Origin of the sequence: Actinacidiphila guanduensis (assembly GCF_900103985.1) — a bacterium.
GTDB classification, from domain to species: Bacteria; Actinomycetota; Actinomycetes; order Streptomycetales; family Streptomycetaceae; genus Actinacidiphila; species Actinacidiphila guanduensis.
Genome location: NZ_FNIE01000012.1, coordinates 224,757 through 240,946 on the forward strand (window position 1 = coordinate 224,757; position 16,190 = coordinate 240,946).

Below are 16,190 nucleotides of genomic sequence, written 5' to 3' on the forward strand. Positions count from 1 at the left end.
CCAGCCGCGCCGTGACCGGGAACCGGGAAGGCCACGGGGACACCGAGCGGGGCCGGGCGGCCTCGCTCGCGGTGGCGGGCGCCCGCGGGATCGGCCGCGGGTTCGCCCGCGGCGCACGGGCCGGCGGCCGCATCGCCAGGGTCGGCACCGGGTCCGTCGCCGAGCGGCTGATCGAGCTCGCCCCGCGCATCCCGGTGCGGGACCTGAGCACCCTGCAGAAGCAGTTCCCCGGGCTCGGGCCCGAGGACATCGCGGACCGGCTGGTCGCCGCCGCGGTGAAGGGCACGATGTCGGTGGGCGCGGGTGTGGGCGCCACCGCCATGCTGCCGACCCCGCCGGTGATGCCGGCCGAGATCGCCGCCGAGACCCTGGGCGTGGCCGCGATCGAGTACAAGCTCATCGCCGAGCTGCACGAGGTCTACGGCCGTCGCGTCCCCGGCAGCGCCAGGAAGCGCGCCACCGCCTATCTGTGGGCGTGGACCGAGCAGCGCGGCGTCGACGTCCTGCGGCTGTCCACCCTGGGTGCCGCCGTCGGCAGCGGCATGAAGAAGGAGATGCGCCAGCGGCTGCTGCGGCGCACCGTCCGGCACGCCCCCTCGCTGACCCCGTTCATGGTCGGTGCGGCCGTCGGCGCCGCGATGAACCGGCGCGACACCCGCAAGGTCGCCGCGCGCGTGCGCCGCGACCTGCGGGCCCAGCAGATCCCCTGGTCGCTGCTCCCGAAGTCCGCGCTCAGCCCGCTGCCTTCGGCTCCGCCGGGGCCGCCGGCGCCGCCCCTCCCGCCGGCCTGACCGCGCCGAGCGCGGCCGCGAGCCGCTTGGGCGAGCGCGTCGAGAGGTAGAGGTAGGGCGTCGGGTCGGCCGGGTCCGTCACCTCCACCCGCACCGCCGTGCGGACGTAGGAGCGCAGCAGCATGAAGGCCCGCGGATCCGCCTTGTAGGAGCGCCAGGCCACCGCCTCGGCCTCGTCCAGCACCACCGCCCCGCCCAGCGCCGACAGCGGGATGCGCGCCTTGCCGGCCACCAGGTAACCGGAGACCACCCGGACCCGCGCGGAGCCGTAGGAGCTGATGCCGATCATCGAGGCGGCCGCGCCGGCCACCAGGCCGCCGAGCATGGCCGGCAGGCCGAAGGGGAAGAAGACGAGTGCCAGGCCCACCCCGGCCCCGATGGCCATCAGCCACCAGGAGCGCGGCACGGTGAGGCGTTCGTCGTAGGGCTGCGTCGCACCAGGCATGCCACAAGACTGCCATGCCCCGCTGTGCCCGCCGCCACGGACTGCCGGTGGGCAAAGGTTCCCGCGATAAGGTCTGCGGCGTGAGTGCAGCCACGACACCTCCGAGCCCGGGGCGGCAGGGACTTGCCCCGCCGCCGGACGCCGCCGCGCCCGTCCGGCATCCCGACGCCCCCGCGCCCGGTGAGCCGCTCGGCTCGCACTACGACGGCTGCTTCGGCTGCGGCACCGGGCAGCCGCACGGGCTGCACATGGCGATCACCGCCGGCGAGGGCGTCTGCGTCACGGCGGAGTTCACCGTCCGGCCCGAGCACCAGGGCGCCCCCGGCCTCGCCCACGGCGGCGTGCTCGCCGCGGCGCTGGACGAGACGCTGGGCTCGCTGAGCTGGATGCTGCGGGTGATCGCCGTGACCGGCCGGCTGGAGTCGGACTTCGTACGCCCGGTGCCGGTGGGCACCACACTGCACCTGACCGCCCGCTGCACCGGCGTGGCCGGGCGCAAGATCCACAGCACCGCCGAGGGCCGCATCGGCGGCCCCGACGGCCCGCTCGCGGTGCGCGCCGACGCCCTGTTCATCAAGGTCGAGCTGGACCACTTCACCCGCAACGGCCGCGCCGAGGAGATCAAGGCCGCCCTGGCCGACCCGGACCAGGTCAAGGTCGCCCGCGCCTTCGAGGTGAACCCGTGACCCGGCCGCCCGTGGACGTGCTGCTGCGCCGGCTCGACGACTCCGTGCCGGTGCCCTCCTACGCGCACCCCGGCGACGCGGGCCTGGACCTGACCACCACCGAGGGCGCCGAACTCGCGCCCGGTGAGCGGGCCGTACTGCCCACCGGGATCGCCATGGCACTGCCCGACGGCTACGCGGCCTTCGTGCACCCGCGCTCGGGCCTGGCGGCCCGCTGCGGGGTGGCGATGGTGAATGCCCCGGGAACGGTGGATGCCGGGTACCGTGGAGAGATCAAGGTGATCGTGGTCAATCTCGACCCGCGCGAGACCGTCAGGTTCGAGCCGGGTGACCGGGTCGCCCAACTGGTCGTCCAGCAGGTCGAGCGGGTCCGCTTCCATGAAGTGGCGGAGCTGCCCGGCTCTGCCAGGGCCGCGGGGGGCTTCGGCTCCACGGGGGGTCACGCCGCGGTGCAGACACCGTCGGCGGGCACGTCCAGCAACGGATACGCATCGGTCGTCAGCGACCGGGAAGGACAGTGACCGTGTTCCGTCGTCGCAAGGAGCGCGAAGACGCCATCGACGAGCTCGACGAGGCCGAGGGCCCCGACGAGCAGGTCGAGGACACCCAGGAGCCGGACGACTCCGGCCAGCCGTCCGGGTACAGCCTTCCGCCCGCCCCGCGGCCCGACGGGCCCTGGGACGTCAGCGAGACCAAGGAGCCGGGCCAGGGCCGGGTCGACCTCGGCGGACTGTTCGTGCCCGGCGTGGACGGCATGGAGCTGCGGGTCGAGGTGGCCGGCGAGTCCATCGTGGCCGCCACCGTGGTGCTGCGCGACAGCGCCATCCAGCTGCAGGCGTTCGCCGCACCGAAGTCCGAGGGCATCTGGGGCGAGGTGCGCGAGGAGATCGCCTCGGGCATCACCCAGCAGGGCGGCGTGGTGGACGAGGTGGAGGGCCCGCTCGGCTGGGAGCTGCGCGCGCAGGTCCCCGTCCAGCTGCCCGACGGCACCAACGGGGTGCAGCTGGTGCGCTTCGTCGGCTGCGACGGTCCGCGCTGGTTCCTGCGCGGGGTCATCTCCGGCCAGGGTGCGGTGCAGCCGGCCGCGGCCGGGGTGCTGGAGGCGATCTTCCGCGACACCGTCGTAGTCCGCGGCGAGGCCCCCATGGCCCCGCGCGACCCGATCGTCCTGAAGCTGCCCAACGACGCGCAGATGGTGCCGGACGGCGCCGCAGCCGAGCAGGCCGAGCCCTCGAAGTTCGGCGACGGCATCGACCCGATGCGGCGCGGCCCGGAGATCACCGAACTGCGCTGAGCCGCGGGGGAGTCCGCATCCCCGCTCCGCACGACTTCACGGCCCGCTGCCCACGGCAGCGGGCCGCGGCGTACCGTACGGGTACGCTGCGGCCGGGCCTGTGAGCGGCAGGGCGGGCGCCAGCGGGGCTCAGGGGGAGGAGCAGCAGATGAGCGAGCAGTCCGGTGCGCGGGGTGCCGCCGCGGTCGCCGAGGGGCCGCACGGGAGCGACGGGAACGACGGGGACCCCATGGTCGTCGTGGCGGACCTGGAGCGCACCTACGGCCGTGGCGGGACGGCCGTGCACGCGCTGCGCGGGGTCTCCTTCGAGGTGCCGCGCGGCGAACTCGTCGCCCTCAAGGGCCGCTCCGGGTCGGGCAAGACCACGATCCTCAACCTCGTCGGCGGCCTGGACACCCCCGACGGCGGCCGGATCACCCTGGACGGCACCGACCTGGCCGGCCTCGGCGACGACGAGCGCCTCGCGCTGCGCCGGGACCGCATCGGCTTCGTCTTCCAGTCCTTCGGCCTGATCCCCATCCTCACCGCCGCGGAGAACGTCGGCGTGCCCATGCGGCTGCGCAAGGTGCCGGCGCGCGAGCGCGAGGAGCGCGTCGCGCTGCTGCTGGGGCTGGTCGGGCTCGCCGACCACGCGGCCCAGCGCCCCGGCGAGCTCTCCGGCGGCCAGCAGCAGCGCGTGGCCATCGCCCGCGCCCTGGCCAATCGCCCGGTGCTGCTCATCGCCGACGAGCCCACCGGCCAGCTCGACGCCGAGACGGGCCTGGCGGTGATGGAGCTGCTGCGCGCGGTGGTGCGCAGCGAGGGCGTCACCGCACTCGTCGCCACCCACGACGCCCAGTTGCTCGCCCTGGCCGACCGGGTGCTCGAACTGCGCGACGGCCGCATCGTGGCCGACGGCGCCGCATAGCCCGAGGCGGCCGCCGCGGACGGGCCCGTCCGGCGCCCTTCGCGGGTCCGCCGGGACCCTGGTGCTCCGGGAACCGGCCGGTACCCTTGAGGATATGAGTGGTGCCATCCGTTCCGACCGGCCAGCGGGCCGCTTCCGCCGCATGCTCGACCGTCTCTCCTCCTCCCCGGAAGAGCTGGACTCCGAGGAGCTGCAGCAGGACGCCCTCGCGACCGGCTGCACGCGGATCTGCGACTGCTCCGACCGCCAGATCGTCTCCGTGACCGGTACGCTGCGTACGGTCACGCTCCGTCCTCGGGCCGGCGTGCCGGCACTGGAGGCGGAGCTGTTCGACGGTTCGGCCGCACTGGACGTGGTGTGGCTGGGGCGCCGCAGCATCGTCGGCATAGAACCCGGGCGCATGATCCTCGCGTCCGGCCGGATCTCCATGAACCGGGGCCGTCCGGTGCTGTTCAACCCCAAGTACGAGCTGCGTCCGGTCGGACAGGAGTAACAGGTGACGTCGATCCACGATGCGGGTCAGCCCCAGGGCGCCGATCCGTCGGAGCAGGGCGCCCACGTGGCCCCGGACGGGTCCGAGCAGGACCAGGAGGCCCGCGCGGTCACCGAGGCGGCGCTCTTCGAGGCGTTCGGCGGGGTGCGCGGCATGGTGGAGACCACCGTGCCCGGGCTGGTCTTCGTCGCGATCTACACGGTCGACCACGACATCAAGACCTCCGCGATCGCCTCGCTGGCGCTCTCGGTGGTGATGGGCGTGGCCCGGCTCGCCCGCAAGGACACCCTCAAGCACGCCTTCGGCGGGGTCTTCGGGGTCGCCTTCGGCGCGGTGTTCGCGATGATCTCGGGCAACGCCAAGAACTTCTACCTGCCCGGCATGCTCTACACGCTCGGCCTGGCGCTCGCCTACATCATCACCGCCGCGGCCCGTGTGCCGCTGCTCGGCCTGATCCTCGGGCCGATCTTCAAGGAGAACCTGTCCTGGCGGAAGCGCAACCCGGGCCGGCTGCGCGCGTACACCAAGGCCAGCTGGGCCTGGGGCCTGATCCTGCTGGCGAAGTCGGCGATCCTCTTCCCGCTGTACTGGTGGGGCAACGCCACGCAGCTGGGCTGGGTCAAGGTCGCCCTCGGCATCCCGCCCTTCCTGCTGTCGGTCTACCTCACCTGGATCTTCCTGGTGAAGGCGCCGCCGCCGATCGATGTGATCGCGGAGATGGAGGAGGCCGAGCGGGCCGAGAAGGCGGAGCGGGCCGAGAAGGAGCGGCAGGCGGGCTCGCTCTCCGGCTGAGCCGGGGCCCCTGCGGTTCTCCCGGCTTCCCGCTCTCCCGCGCGAGCACCCACGGCGGTGGCCCCGGACCTCTTCCAGGTCCGGGGCCACCTCCGTCGTGCACGCCCGTCGCGGGTGCGGTCTCCTGCGCGCTCAGTCCTCCGCGTCCGCCTCCTGCACCGACAACAGGTCCTCCAGCTGCTCCTCGCGGTGCGGCGCCGCGACGAACAGCAGCTCGTCGCCGGCCTCCAGCGAGTCGTCCTTGGCCGGGGTCAGCACCCGGTTGCCGCGGATGATGGTGACCAGCGAAGTGTCCGTCGGCCACTCCACGTCGCCGACCCGGGTGCCGACCAGCGCGGCCTCCTCCGGCAGGGTCAGCTCCACGAGGTTCGCGTCGCCCTGGCTGAAGCGCAGCAGCCGCACCAGGTCGCCGACGCTCACCGCCTCCTCCACCAGCGCCGACATCAGCCGCGGGGTGGACACGGCCACGTCCACGCCCCAGGACTCGTTGAACAGCCACTCGTTCTTGGGGTTGTTCACGCGGGCGACCACCCGCGGGACCCCGTACTCGGTCTTGGCGAGCAGCGAGACCACCAGGTTGACCTTGTCGTCGCCGGTCGCCGCGATCACCACGTTGCACCGCTGGAGGGCGGCCTCGTCCAGCGAGGTGATCTCGCAGGCGTCGGCGAGCAGCCACTCGGCCTGCGGCACCCGCTCCACCGAGATCGAGGTCGGGTTCTTGTCGACGAGCAGCACCTCGTGCCCGTTCTCCAGCAGCTCGCCCGCGATGGAGCGGCCCACCGCGCCGGCCCCGGCGATCGCCACCCTCATGAGTGCGCCTCCTCGGGCCCCTTGGCGAACGCGGCCTCGACCTCGGCCACGCCGTCCGTGCGCATCATCACGTGCACGAGGTCGCCCTCCTGCAGCACGGTCTGCGAGGTCGGCAGCATGGCCTCGCCGAGCCGGGTGATGAACGCCACCCGCACCCCGGTCTCCTCCTGCAGCCGGCTCACCTTGTGGCCGATCCAGGCGGTGGAGGTGTGCACCTCGGCGAGCTGCACCCCGCCGCTGGGGTCGCGCCACAGCGGCTCGGCACCCGAGGGCAGCAGCCGGCGCAGCATCTGGTCGGCGGTCCAGCGCACCGTGGCCACCGTGGGGATGCCCAGCCGCTGGTAGACCTCGGCGCGCCTGGGGTCGTAGATCCGTGCCGCGACGTTCTCCACGGCGAACATCTCGCGCGCCACCCGGGCCGCGATGATGTTGGAATTGTCACCGCTGCTGACGGCGGCGAAAGCGCCCGCCTCCTCGATGCCGGCCTCACGCAGCGTGTCCTGGTCGAACCCGACTCCGGTCACCCGGCGGCCACCGAACCCGGAGCCCAGGCGGCGGAAGGCCGTCGGGTCCTGGTCGATCACCGCGACCGTATGACCATGCTGTTCGAGGGAGTGCGCGAGTGCGGAACCCACTCTGCCGCATCCCATAATCACGACGTGCACGACCGTCCTTCCGGCTGTCAGCGTTCGTTCATCCGACCCTCGCCGACTGCAAAGTGCGCGTCAGCCGGCGTAAAGGTTGGTCCAAGCGTCTCAGACCGGGGCCCAAGCTACACACGCGCGGCAGGGCCCAGTAGGTTGCACGCCGCCGGTGCGGAAGTCCGCCACACTCCATCCGGCACCGGGGGACCCGGGGCCCGGGGACATCCCTTAACATCGCGGGGTGTCCAAACTGACCGACCTGCCGAAACGGATCCTGATCGGCCGGGCGCTGCGCAGCGACAGGCTGGGCGAGACGCTGCTCCCCAAGCGGCTCGCACTGCCGGTGTTCGCTTCCGACCCGCTCTCCTCGGTGGCCTACGCGCCGGGAGAGGTGCTGCTGGTCCTGTCCATCGCGGGGGTGTCGGCCTACCACTTCAGCCCGTGGATCGCGGTCGCGGTCGTGGTGCTGATGTTCACCGTCGTCGCCTCCTACCGGCAGAACGTCCACGCCTACCCCTCCGGCGGCGGCGACTACGAGGTGGCCACCACCAACCTCGGGCCGAAGGCGGGCCTGACGGTGGCCAGCGCCCTGCTGGTGGACTACGTGCTCACCGTGGCGGTGTCGGTCGCCTCCGGCATCGAGAACCTCGGCTCGGCGGTGCCGTTCTTCGTCACCCACAAGGTGCTGGGCGCGGTCGGCATGATCGTGCTGCTGATGCTGATGAACCTGCGCGGGGTGCGCGAGTCGGGCACGATCTTCGCGATCCCGACCTACGCCTTCGTCTTCGGCGTCTTCTGCATGATCGCCTGGGGCATCTTCAAGATCGCCACGGGGCATGACATGAACGCGCCGACGGCGCACTACACCATCCACGCCGAGTCCTCCGGGATCGGCGGCTTCGCCTTGGTCTTCCTGCTGCTGAGAGCTTTCTCCTCCGGGTGTGCGGCGCTCACCGGGGTGGAGGCGATCAGCAACGGCGTGCCCGCGTTCAAGAAGCCGAAGTCGAAGAACGCTGCCACCACGCTGGCCGCGATGGGCCTGCTCGCCGTCACCATGTTCTGCGGCATCATCGCGCTGGCGATGGACACCCACGTCCGGATGGCCGAGAACCCGGCGACCGACCTGCTCAACCACGGCCGGCCGCTCGGCTCCGGCTACACCCAGGACCCGGTGATCGCCCAGGTCGCCGAGGCGGTCTTCGGGCACAACTCGATCCCGTTCGTCTTCCTGGCCACGGTCACCGCGCTGGTGCTCTTCCTGGCCGCCAACACCGCGTACAACGGCTTCCCGGTGCTCGGCTCGATCCTCGCCCAGGACCGCTACCTGCCCCGGCAGCTGCACACCCGCGGCGACCGGCTGGCCTTCTCCAACGGCATCGTGCTGCTGGCCGGCTTCGCCGCGGTGCTCGTCTACATCTACGGCGCGAACTCCACCCGGCTGATCCAGCTCTACATCGTGGGCGTCTTCGTCTCCTTCACCCTCAGCCAGACCGGCATGGTGCGGCACTGGAACCGCCACCTGCGCACCGAGACCGACCCGGCCAAGCGCCGCCACATGCACCGCTCCCGGGCGATCAACGCCTTCGGCGCCTGCCTGACCGGCCTGGTGCTGGTGATCGTGCTGCTGACGAAGTTCACCCACGGCGCCTGGGTGGCCGTGCTCGGCATGGTGGTGTTCTTCGCCACCATGACCGCGATCCGCCGCCACTACACCCGGGTCGCCGAGGAGATCGCCGCCGACGACGGGCTCGCCGACGAGTACGCCCGCCCCGCCCGGGTCCACTCCATCGTGCTGGTCTCCAAGCTGCACAAGCCGACCCTGCGCGCCCTCGCCTACGCCAAGCTGATGCGCTCGGACACCCTGGAGGCGCTCAGCATCAACGTCGACCCCGACGACACCAAAGCCCTGCAGGCCGAGTGGCAGCGCCTCGGCATAGATGTCCCGCTGAAGATCCTCGACTCGCCCTACCGCGAGATCACCCGGCCGATCATCGACTACGTCAAGGGCCTGCGCCGCGACAGCCCGCGCGACGTGGTCAGCGTCTACATCCCCGAGTACGTCGTCGGCCACTGGTACGAGCACCTGCTGCACAACCAGAGCGCGCTGCGGCTGAAGGGGCGGCTGCTCTTCAGCCCGGGTGTCATGGTCACCTCGGTGCCGTGGCAGCTGGACTCCTCCGAGGCGGCCCGCGCCCGCGCCCGGCGCCGCGCCGATTGGAGCGCGCCCGGTTCCATCCGCCGCGGTCCGGTCGCCCCGCCGCGCAGCGAGCACACGACGGCGCCGGGACCGGCGAAGAAGTAGCCTCGCCGGGGCGCCTGCGGTCGGGGTTCCGGGGTTCGAGGCGCGCTGTGGGCCGGGGCGTTCGGGGTTCGAGGCGCGCTGTCGCTCGGGGGTTCTGGGTTCGAGGCGCTGCGGCTCGGGGTCTGGCTTGGGGGGCGTTGCCGCTCGGGGGTTCTGGGTTCGAGGCGCTGCGGCTCGGGAGAGCTGTCGCCTTGGGGGATACGGGCTCGGGTGCTGCGCAAGGGACGATGCCGGGCCGGCGTGACTCGAGCCCTCGGGTCCTCGGGTCCTCGGGTCCTCGGGTCCTGCGGTGCTTCCGGGTGGGCGGTCGGCTGCCCGACGGGCCGTAGACTGGCGAGTCGGCGCCGCGCGGCCCCGCACGTACCCCGCCGCTCCCGCGGTCCGGTGCCCGTGCGGTCCTCCGGCCCCGCGACGCCTGCGTCCACCTCGTACCCTCCCTCGTCCTAGGAGCAAGACCCTTCATGCCGAGCGATTCCACCCCCTCCCTGGTCGGCCGCGAGTTCGAGGTCGAGGTGGGCCCGGTGGCGCACGGCGGCCACTGCGTCGCGCGCACGGAGGCGGGGCAGGTGCTCTTCGTCCGGCACACGCTGCCCGGCGAGCGGGTGGTGGCCCGTGTCACCGAGGGCGAGGAGGGCGCCCGCTTCCTGCGGGCCGACGCCGTGGAGATCCTGGAGCCGTCCAAAGACCGCGTCGAGGCGCCCTGCCCCTTTTCCGGCCCCGGCCGTTGCGGCGGGTGCGACTGGCAGCACGCCGCTCCGGGCGCCCAGCGCCGGCTGAAGGCCGCCGTCCTCACCGAGCAGCTGGCCCGGCTGGCCGGCCTCACACCGCAGGAGGCGGGCTGGGACGGCACGGTCGCCCCCGCGCCCGGCGACAAGGTGGCCAAGGGCGAGGTCCCCGCGTGGCGTACCCGCGTGCAGTACGCCGTGGACGCCGAGGGCCGGGCCGGGCTGCGCCGGCACCGCTCGCACGACGTCGAGGTGATCGATCACTGCATGATCGCGGCACCCGAGGTGAGCGAACTCGGCGTGGAGGCCCGCGCCTGGCCGCAGATCGCGACGGTGGAGGCCATCGCCGCCACCGGATCCAGTGACCGGCAGGTCATCCTCACCCCGCGGCCCGGCGGCCGGCTGCCCGTCGTCGAGCTGGACCGGCCGGTGTCGGTGCAGCGGATCGGCGAGCGGGACAAGGCGGTGCACCGCGTGCACGGCCGGCCCTTCGTCCGCGAGCGGGCGGCGGGGCGGACCTGGCGGGTCGGCGAGGGCGGCTTCTGGCAGGTGCACCCGCAGGCGGCGGACATCCTGGTCGAGGCGGTCATGCAGGGCCTGATGCCGCGCAAGGGCGACACCGCGATCGACCTGTACTGCGGGGTCGGCCTGTTCGCCGGGGCGCTCGGCGAGCGGGTCGGCGAGCGCGGCGCGGTCCTCGGCATCGAGTCGGCCCGGCGGGCGGTGGAGGACGCCCGGCACAACCTCGCGGACCTGGAGCGGGTGCGGATCGAACTGGGCAAGGTGGAGCAGGTGCTGCCGCGCACCGGCATCACCGAGGCGGACCTCGTCGTCCTCGACCCGCCGCGCACCGGCGCCGACCACGCCACCGTCCGGCACATCGCCGGGCTCCGCCCCCGCCGTATCGCCTACGTGGCCTGCGACCCGGCCGCCCTCGCTCGCGACCTCGGCCGCTTCGCCAAGGAGGGCTACACGCCGGTCACCCTGCGGGCCTTCGACCTGTTCCCCTTCACCCACCACATGGAGTGCGTGGCGATCCTGGTGCCGGCCGCCAAGGGCGCCTGACCTGAGGGTTTGTCGATGCGCATTACCAGGGCGCGGTTGAGGGTCTTCTCGGTGGGGGTGAGCCGGCCGATCACCAAGCTGGAGCTTCGTCACCGGCTCCGGGCCCGGGCCGAGGACCGCATCCGGGCCGCCCGGGCCACCGGACTGCGCAACCTGCCCCTGCGCCACACCGCACAGAACAAGGTGTGGCTGGAGATTGTCCAGATCGCGCTCGACCTGCTGGCCTGGATGCCCATGCTCGCCCTGACCGGCCTGGCCAGGCTCTGGGAGCCCCGCCGGCTGCGGTTCCGCTGTTCTCCGCAGCCGCCCAGCTCGTCACGTCCGCGGCGCGATCGGCTTCTCCCCCTTCGGTGTGCTGGCCTACTACGCCATCACCAACGCCTCCGCCTGGATCCTGACCCCCGCCGAAGGGCGGCCCCCCAGGTTCGTGCCGGTCCTCGGCGCCGCAGGATGCCTCGTCCTGGCCTTCGCCCTGCCACTGACCTCGGTGGTGTGGGGGGCCGGGCGGTGATCGCGCTGGGCGCCGCGGCCTACGGCCTGCGCAAGGCACTGACCCGCACGTGACGCATGTGTGTCGGGTGATTACGGGTGGGATCAGCCGAATAGACGGTTGCGGGGCGGCCCCGCCGGTGCTGCGCCCGCTCCGAAATGGCGGTGCGCCACCCCCCCGTTCACGCGGCCGGAGGCGAGGAATGCATGCTCTACCTCCGTACAACGGAGATAAAAGGAGGGCATTCCACTTCTTTTACGGAATTGGCCGAACTCCGAGTCTGTCCGTTTTGTCGACCGAGGCGACAGGGCGGCAAAGTCGCAGCAACTGTTCAGCTGTCAGGGCATTCGAGGCGGGCAGCGCTGGTGCTGTGCACGGCTCCTGGCCCGAGGCGAGATGCGGGACCGCGGTGGACGGCTACTTCGCCTGCACCTCTTTCACCGTGCCCTCCTTGGATTCCCGCCACCTGACCCACATGTAGACGAGCCAGCCCCTGCCGTTCCAGGCCAGACCGGCGGCAGCCACCGCCACCGCCGCAGCCGTCATCTTCCGCGTTCGCGACATGGTCGCCCCTTTCTTTCCAGGACAGGCTAGAGGAGGCGGTCACCGCACGCACTGAGCCGAGCTTCTTGCGGGACTGCGCTGCCGGCCCGTGTATGGTCCGGACCTTGTGACCCGGAGGGTGGGGTGCCCTCGGGGGCTGAGCGGGATTTCCAGCAGAGACATCGGTGCCACTCATGGGGGCCCCGCACGGTAACGCGATCAACCGCCACGACCTGATGGTCGGCACCCTGAACGACAACACCGGCAAGACCGCCGCCTTCAGCTACCGGATCGGCGCCGCACGCGCGAAGATCCTGCCCGGCGGTACCTACGCCGACGACGTCAACGACAGCGGCCGGATGGTGGGCGGCGGCCCCTTCCCGGACAACCACCTCTACATCTGGCACGGCACCACCGTCGAACGCGAACTCACCGTCGGAAGCGGCTTCGGCCTGGGACGACGGCTCCCACGAGATTTACTGGGACGCCCCCCACACCGCGGACGGCACCGAAGTCCCGGGCCTGCATGGCTACTTCACCAACGGCTACTTCCACGTCATCAGCCCCACCACCGGACTCGTCGCCGGCGAGGGACCGATGGACTACACCTCGGAACCCCCGCCGGGAACCGCCGAAATCTGGACCGGCACGGGCCCGATCCGCGCTCTGCCGCCGCTGGTCCCGGACGGCGAATCCGGCGCCTCAGCCACCGCTGACAACGGCGACGTGGGCGGCGACAGCACCAACGCGGAGGGGAGCCCCGCCCCGGTCATCTGGACCTGCGGCGCAGTACAGCAGGCGCTGCAACCGGCGTCTCGCGGCAGTGTCGCCATTCGGGCGGCGAACACCGCAAACTGCCGTACTGGCTGACGAACCTGCCTCCCGACACCGCGCTGCGGCCGCGCTGTCCCTGGGCTCGGTCGAGCGGCACTTCCGGCTGCGGCTGCCGTGCGGGCTCGTGGAGGGGGCGGGGCTGCGGGCCGTGGTGGGTGAGCGGTGGCCCGGGCCCGGGCGGGTCTGACCGGGCGTTGCGTGGCGCGTTCGCCTTTCCGGTGCGCCCGCCGGGTCAGCCGGGTTGGGCGATCAGCTCGGTCGCGTAGTCGCACAGGGCCGACCGGTGCGGCTGGCCGGTCTTGGCGAGCAGCTTGGCCACGTGCTTCTCGACCGTCCGCGGGGAGATGTACAGCCGCTCGGCGATCTCCTGGTTTCCCAGGCGCGGCGCGAGCAGCAAGAACACCTCGTACTCACGTGCGGTCAGGCCCTGTAGACGCAGCCGGGCCGGAACGCCCGGAGTCCCGTGGCGCCGCTGCCGGACGGTCGCGCCCGCCCGGCGCAGCAGGTCGCGGCAGCTGTTGGCCACGACCGGCACGCCCGCCCCGTGGAAGTACTCCTCGGCGTCGCGCAGCCATTCCACCGGATCACCCCAGCCGTCGGCCAGGGCCACCGGCGCCACCAGCCGCTGGCCGAGCCGGCGGGCCATCAGGAACGGTTCGCCTGCCTCTTGTGCCTGCGCCACCGCGGCCTCGGCCTGCGCTCTGCGTCCGGCCCTGCCCTCGTGCACCGCGAACGCGAGTCGTTCGAACTGCCGGTTCCACGGCAGCGCCGCGGAGGGGTCGGCGACGGTCGCCGCGTGCTCCTCGGGGTCCGCTTGCCCGGTCAGCGCCCGCAGCAGCGGACGCAGCCCGTAGCGGCCGTTGAGGAAATGGACGGAAGGGTTCCCCTGCTCCCAGGCGAAAGCCTCGTCCAGCTCGCGCAGCGCCTGCTCACAGTCCTCCTCCAGCAGCGCGCAGATGGCGCGGCTGCCGAAAGCCTGCGGGGACTGCAGCGACCGCTCGCCTCCCCAGCGGCGGAACTCGGCCAGCTCCCTTTCCATCTGCCGGCGCTGCCCCTGGTGCGCGGCCAGCGCCACGCGGATGAGCAGGACGAACTGGTGGTTGTCGGCGTCCCTGAGCCGCGCGGTGCCCTCGGCACAACGATCGGCCAGCTCCCGGGCCGCGGCGTAGTCGCCGCGCAGCACCTGTTGCATGGCCATGGTGGCCTCGGCCCGGTACATCAGCGCCAGGGCGCCGTGGCCCAGGGCCGCTCGGTGGGCCCGTTCCAGCCGGGTGGAGCTGCCGGTGCACATGAAGTCGTTGACGCCCAGCCACATGAGGGTGTCGAGCTGCCACGTGGTGAGCCGGTGCTCGTTGGCGAGCACGAGGCACTTCTCCAGGTACGAGTCGGCCTGCTCGAAGCCGTGCCGCCGGGCCAGCACGGCGAGCAACTGCCATGCCTGGCAAGCGATCTCGGGGAGTCCGGCGCGCTCCGCGCCGTCCGCGGCCTGGCGGGCCAGCCGCTCCGCCTCGTCGGTCCGGTCGCCGTCGCTGTCCTGCACCCCGGCGAGGATCAGATGGGCCTCGACCATCTGCACCGCCGGTCCGAGCGCCGCCACGGCGGACGGCCGCGCGCCGTCGGGCACGAGCCGCAGCAGTTGGCGGACCTGGCGCACCCGCCCCGCGGCGTCCTCGAACCGCGCGGCCGTCACGGCGGCCCAAGCAATACGGGCCTGCAAGGTGGCTGCCCGGACCGCGTCCAGTGCGCCGGGACCGGCTTCGGGCAACTCGTCGGCAAGCGCGCACGCCCGGTCGAGCTGGCCGTTCTCGGTCAGGGTGTACACCAACTGCTCCACCAGCGGCGCCCGTTCGGCGGCCTGGTCCGCACCCGGCAGCAGGTCGAGGGCCCGTTCGAGCAGTGACACGGCGGAGTTGACGGCGCCGCCGGCCAGCGCGGACCGGCCGGCCTGCGCGAAGCGCAGTGCTGCGGCGCTCGGGTCGCCGGCCGTCTGCCGCAGGGCGGCGACGAGCACACACCACTCGCCGGGCAGCCCGGGGTGCGCGCGTTCGATCGCGTCGGCACCCCTGGCGGCGATGGCGGCGCGTTCCGCGGGCAGGATCGCGGCGACCAGGGCCTCCGCGGTCAGCGCGTGCCGGAACTCGTACCAGTCACCCACCGGACGGCTGGGCGAGATGAGGTGGGCGTCCATGCCGGCCCGCAGGTGCACCAGCAGGTCGCGGTCCGGCAGCCCGCTGACCGCCTGCAAGACGGCCAGCGAGAAGCGCCGGCCGAGAACGGCGGCGCTGGTGAGCAGCGCCCGTCCGTCCGGGCTGAGCCGGGCGGCGCGCTGGGTGACGCTGTGCACCACCGTGCGCGGGACATCGATGTCCAGGTCGCCGGTGACGTGCCAGGCGCCGTCGGGCCCGCGGCGCAGTACATCGGCGGCGATCATGCCGCTGAGCAGTTCCTCGACGACGAACGGATTGCCGTCGGCGTCCCTGGCCAGCCGGTCGGTCACCTCCTGGGGCAGCAGGACGGCTGTGCCGTGGGGCGGCGGTCCGGCGGCCGCCAGCGCCGCTTCGGCCATCATCCGGACCTCCTCGCCGGTCAGCGGGCGCGGTTCGCTGAGGACCGCGGACCGGCGCTGGGCGAGCTGCCGGGCCAATTGCTCGGCCGGCCCGTGCTCCGGGCGGAGGGTGGCCAGCAGGACGATCGGCTGGCCCCGGATGTTGTCGCACAGGTACTCGATGGCGGCGAGCGTCTCGGTGTCGGTGTCGTGCAGGTCCTCAAGAAGCAGCAGACAGCCGGGGTGCCGGTGCTGTGTCAGGTCGCGGCCGATGGTGGCCAGCAGCCGCAGCGTCGCCTCGGCCGTCTCCACGGGCGAGGCCGGCGCGCCCGTGTACCCGGCGGTGCGCCACTCGGGCAGCAGGCCGCCCAGCGCCGAGCGGTACGGGGCGAGTCCGGGGTCCTCGGGGAGACCTCCGAGCCGGACGAACGACAGCAGTGCCTCCGCGATCGGGCGGAACGGCGCTGCGCCGCCGCCGGTGGCGCCCGGCCTGCCGCGCAGCACCGCCAGGCCGCTGGTGAACGCGCGGAACGCGCACTCCGCGGCCAGCCGCGACTTGCCGATCCCCGCCTCGCCGAGCAGGAACACCGCCCGGCCGTCCCCTTCACGAACACCGGCGAGACTCGCGTCGAGCACGGCGAGTTCGGCGCCGCGCCCGATCACCGTTGGTGATGTTATGAGCACCAGCGGAGGATAGCTCCGGTTCTGACTATCTACCAGGGGTGAGGAGAGTTCGTCAGTATGCGCCCGCTTGGCCCCAGGAGGTGAATGTAAAGGAGTAAGTAGGGAATTGGTCGGGGTCCTCTCCCGTCGTGGCCAGGCCG

Annotated in this window: 15 protein-coding genes and 2 pseudogenes; 12 read left to right on the top strand and 5 right to left on the bottom strand. The window is 72.8% G+C overall.

Annotation, left to right across the window (positions count from 1 at the left end; translation table 11 throughout):
• The first annotated feature begins 11 nt into the window (after nt 1-11).
• Entirely contained in the window at nt 12-791 is a 780-nt protein-coding gene (locus BLR33_RS25525; RefSeq protein ID WP_245771659.1) for a hypothetical protein, read from the top strand.
• Here the strand turns inward: BLR33_RS25525 and BLR33_RS25530 are convergent.
• Nucleotides 733-1,236 carry a DUF3093 domain-containing protein gene (locus tag BLR33_RS25530; RefSeq protein ID WP_093786945.1) on the bottom strand — a complete coding sequence of 168 codons (504 nt, stop codon included), beginning with the start codon at nt 1,234-1,236 and terminating at the stop codon, nt 733-735. The two genes, BLR33_RS25525 and BLR33_RS25530, sit on opposite strands and share 59 nt — an antisense overlap.
• A gap of 80 nt (nt 1,237-1,316) precedes the next feature.
• Here BLR33_RS25530 and BLR33_RS25535 point away from each other — a divergent pair, with 80 nt between their 5' ends.
• The 6 genes from BLR33_RS25535 to BLR33_RS25560 all read left to right on the top strand — a co-directional run bounded on the left by BLR33_RS25535 (nt 1,317) and on the right by BLR33_RS25560 (nt 5,408).
• Nucleotides 1,317-1,922, top strand: a complete 606-nt coding sequence (locus tag BLR33_RS25535; protein WP_245771660.1) for a PaaI family thioesterase — start codon at nt 1,317-1,319, stop codon at nt 1,920-1,922.
• Nucleotides 1,919-2,443, top strand: a complete 525-nt coding sequence (gene dut / locus BLR33_RS25540; RefSeq protein WP_093786947.1) for a dUTP diphosphatase — start codon at nt 1,919-1,921, stop codon at nt 2,441-2,443. Before BLR33_RS25535 ends, dut begins: the two co-directional genes overlap by 4 nt.
• Nucleotides 2,444-2,445: 2 nt before the next feature.
• Entirely contained in the window at nt 2,446-3,216 is a 771-nt protein-coding gene (locus BLR33_RS25545) for a DUF3710 domain-containing protein (protein WP_093786987.1), read from the top strand.
• A 148-nt stretch (nt 3,217-3,364) separates the two neighbouring features.
• A complete protein-coding gene (locus BLR33_RS25550; protein ID WP_093786948.1) occupies nt 3,365-4,123 on the top strand; it encodes an ABC transporter ATP-binding protein in 759 nt (252 codons plus the stop codon).
• A 94-nt stretch (nt 4,124-4,217) separates the two neighbouring features.
• Complete coding sequence (locus BLR33_RS25555) at nt 4,218-4,616, top strand: OB-fold nucleic acid binding domain-containing protein (protein WP_093786949.1); 399 nt, start codon at nt 4,218-4,220, stop codon at nt 4,614-4,616.
• A gap of 66 nt (nt 4,617-4,682) precedes the next feature.
• Nucleotides 4,683-5,408: a DUF3159 domain-containing protein gene (locus tag BLR33_RS25560; RefSeq protein WP_245771666.1), complete on the top strand. Its 726-nt coding sequence runs from the start codon at nt 4,683-4,685 to the stop codon at nt 5,406-5,408.
• Between the two features lie 132 nt (nt 5,409-5,540).
• Here the strand turns inward: BLR33_RS25560 and BLR33_RS25565 are convergent, their stop codons facing one another.
• Together BLR33_RS25565 and BLR33_RS25570 are read right to left on the bottom strand one after the other, a co-directional pair.
• The gene (locus tag BLR33_RS25565) at nt 5,541-6,218 is read right to left on the bottom strand and encodes a potassium channel family protein (protein WP_093786950.1); all 678 of its coding nucleotides are present in this window, start codon (nt 6,216-6,218) and stop codon (nt 5,541-5,543) included.
• Nucleotides 6,215-6,883 carry a potassium channel family protein gene (locus tag BLR33_RS25570; protein WP_093786951.1) on the bottom strand — a complete coding sequence of 223 codons (669 nt, stop codon included), beginning with the start codon at nt 6,881-6,883 and terminating at the stop codon, nt 6,215-6,217. The genes BLR33_RS25565 and BLR33_RS25570 overlap by 4 nt, the downstream gene beginning before the upstream one ends.
• A 220-nt stretch (nt 6,884-7,103) precedes the next feature.
• On the opposite strand from BLR33_RS25570, the gene BLR33_RS25575 reads away from it, so the two are divergent.
• The 4 genes and pseudogenes from BLR33_RS25575 to BLR33_RS25590 all read left to right on the top strand — a co-directional run.
• Nucleotides 7,104-9,164, top strand: a complete 2,061-nt coding sequence (locus BLR33_RS25575) for an APC family permease (RefSeq protein ID WP_093786952.1) — start codon at nt 7,104-7,106, stop codon at nt 9,162-9,164.
• A 461-nt stretch (nt 9,165-9,625) separates the two neighbouring features.
• A complete protein-coding gene (locus tag BLR33_RS25580) occupies nt 9,626-10,954 on the top strand; it encodes a class I SAM-dependent RNA methyltransferase (RefSeq protein WP_093786953.1) in 1,329 nt (442 codons plus the stop codon).
• Between the two features lie 6 nt (nt 10,955-10,960).
• A pseudogene (locus tag BLR33_RS37180) lies at nt 10,961-11,352 on the top strand (transposase); the annotation flags it as partial.
• A pseudogene (locus BLR33_RS25590) lies at nt 11,271-11,518 on the top strand (amino acid permease); the annotation flags it as partial. The pseudogenes BLR33_RS37180 and BLR33_RS25590, both read left to right, overlap by 82 nt.
• Before the next feature lie 343 nt (nt 11,519-11,861).
• Here BLR33_RS25590 and BLR33_RS35320 read toward each other — a convergent pair.
• Nucleotides 11,862-12,008, bottom strand: coding sequence for a hypothetical protein (locus tag BLR33_RS35320; RefSeq protein ID WP_176930465.1), 147 nt, complete (start codon nt 12,006-12,008; stop codon nt 11,862-11,864).
• A 576-nt stretch (nt 12,009-12,584) separates the two neighbouring features.
• Here BLR33_RS35320 and BLR33_RS25595 point away from each other — a divergent pair.
• Nucleotides 12,585-12,857: a hypothetical protein gene (locus BLR33_RS25595; protein WP_093786954.1), complete on the top strand. Its 273-nt coding sequence runs from the start codon at nt 12,585-12,587 to the stop codon at nt 12,855-12,857.
• Nucleotides 12,858-13,053: 196 nt separating this feature from the next.
• Here BLR33_RS25595 and BLR33_RS25600 read toward each other — a convergent pair whose 3' ends face one another.
• Nucleotides 13,054-16,050: a helix-turn-helix transcriptional regulator gene (locus tag BLR33_RS25600; protein ID WP_093786955.1), complete on the bottom strand. Its 2,997-nt coding sequence runs from the start codon at nt 16,048-16,050 to the stop codon at nt 13,054-13,056.
• Nucleotides 16,051-16,190: the final 140 nt, after the last annotated feature.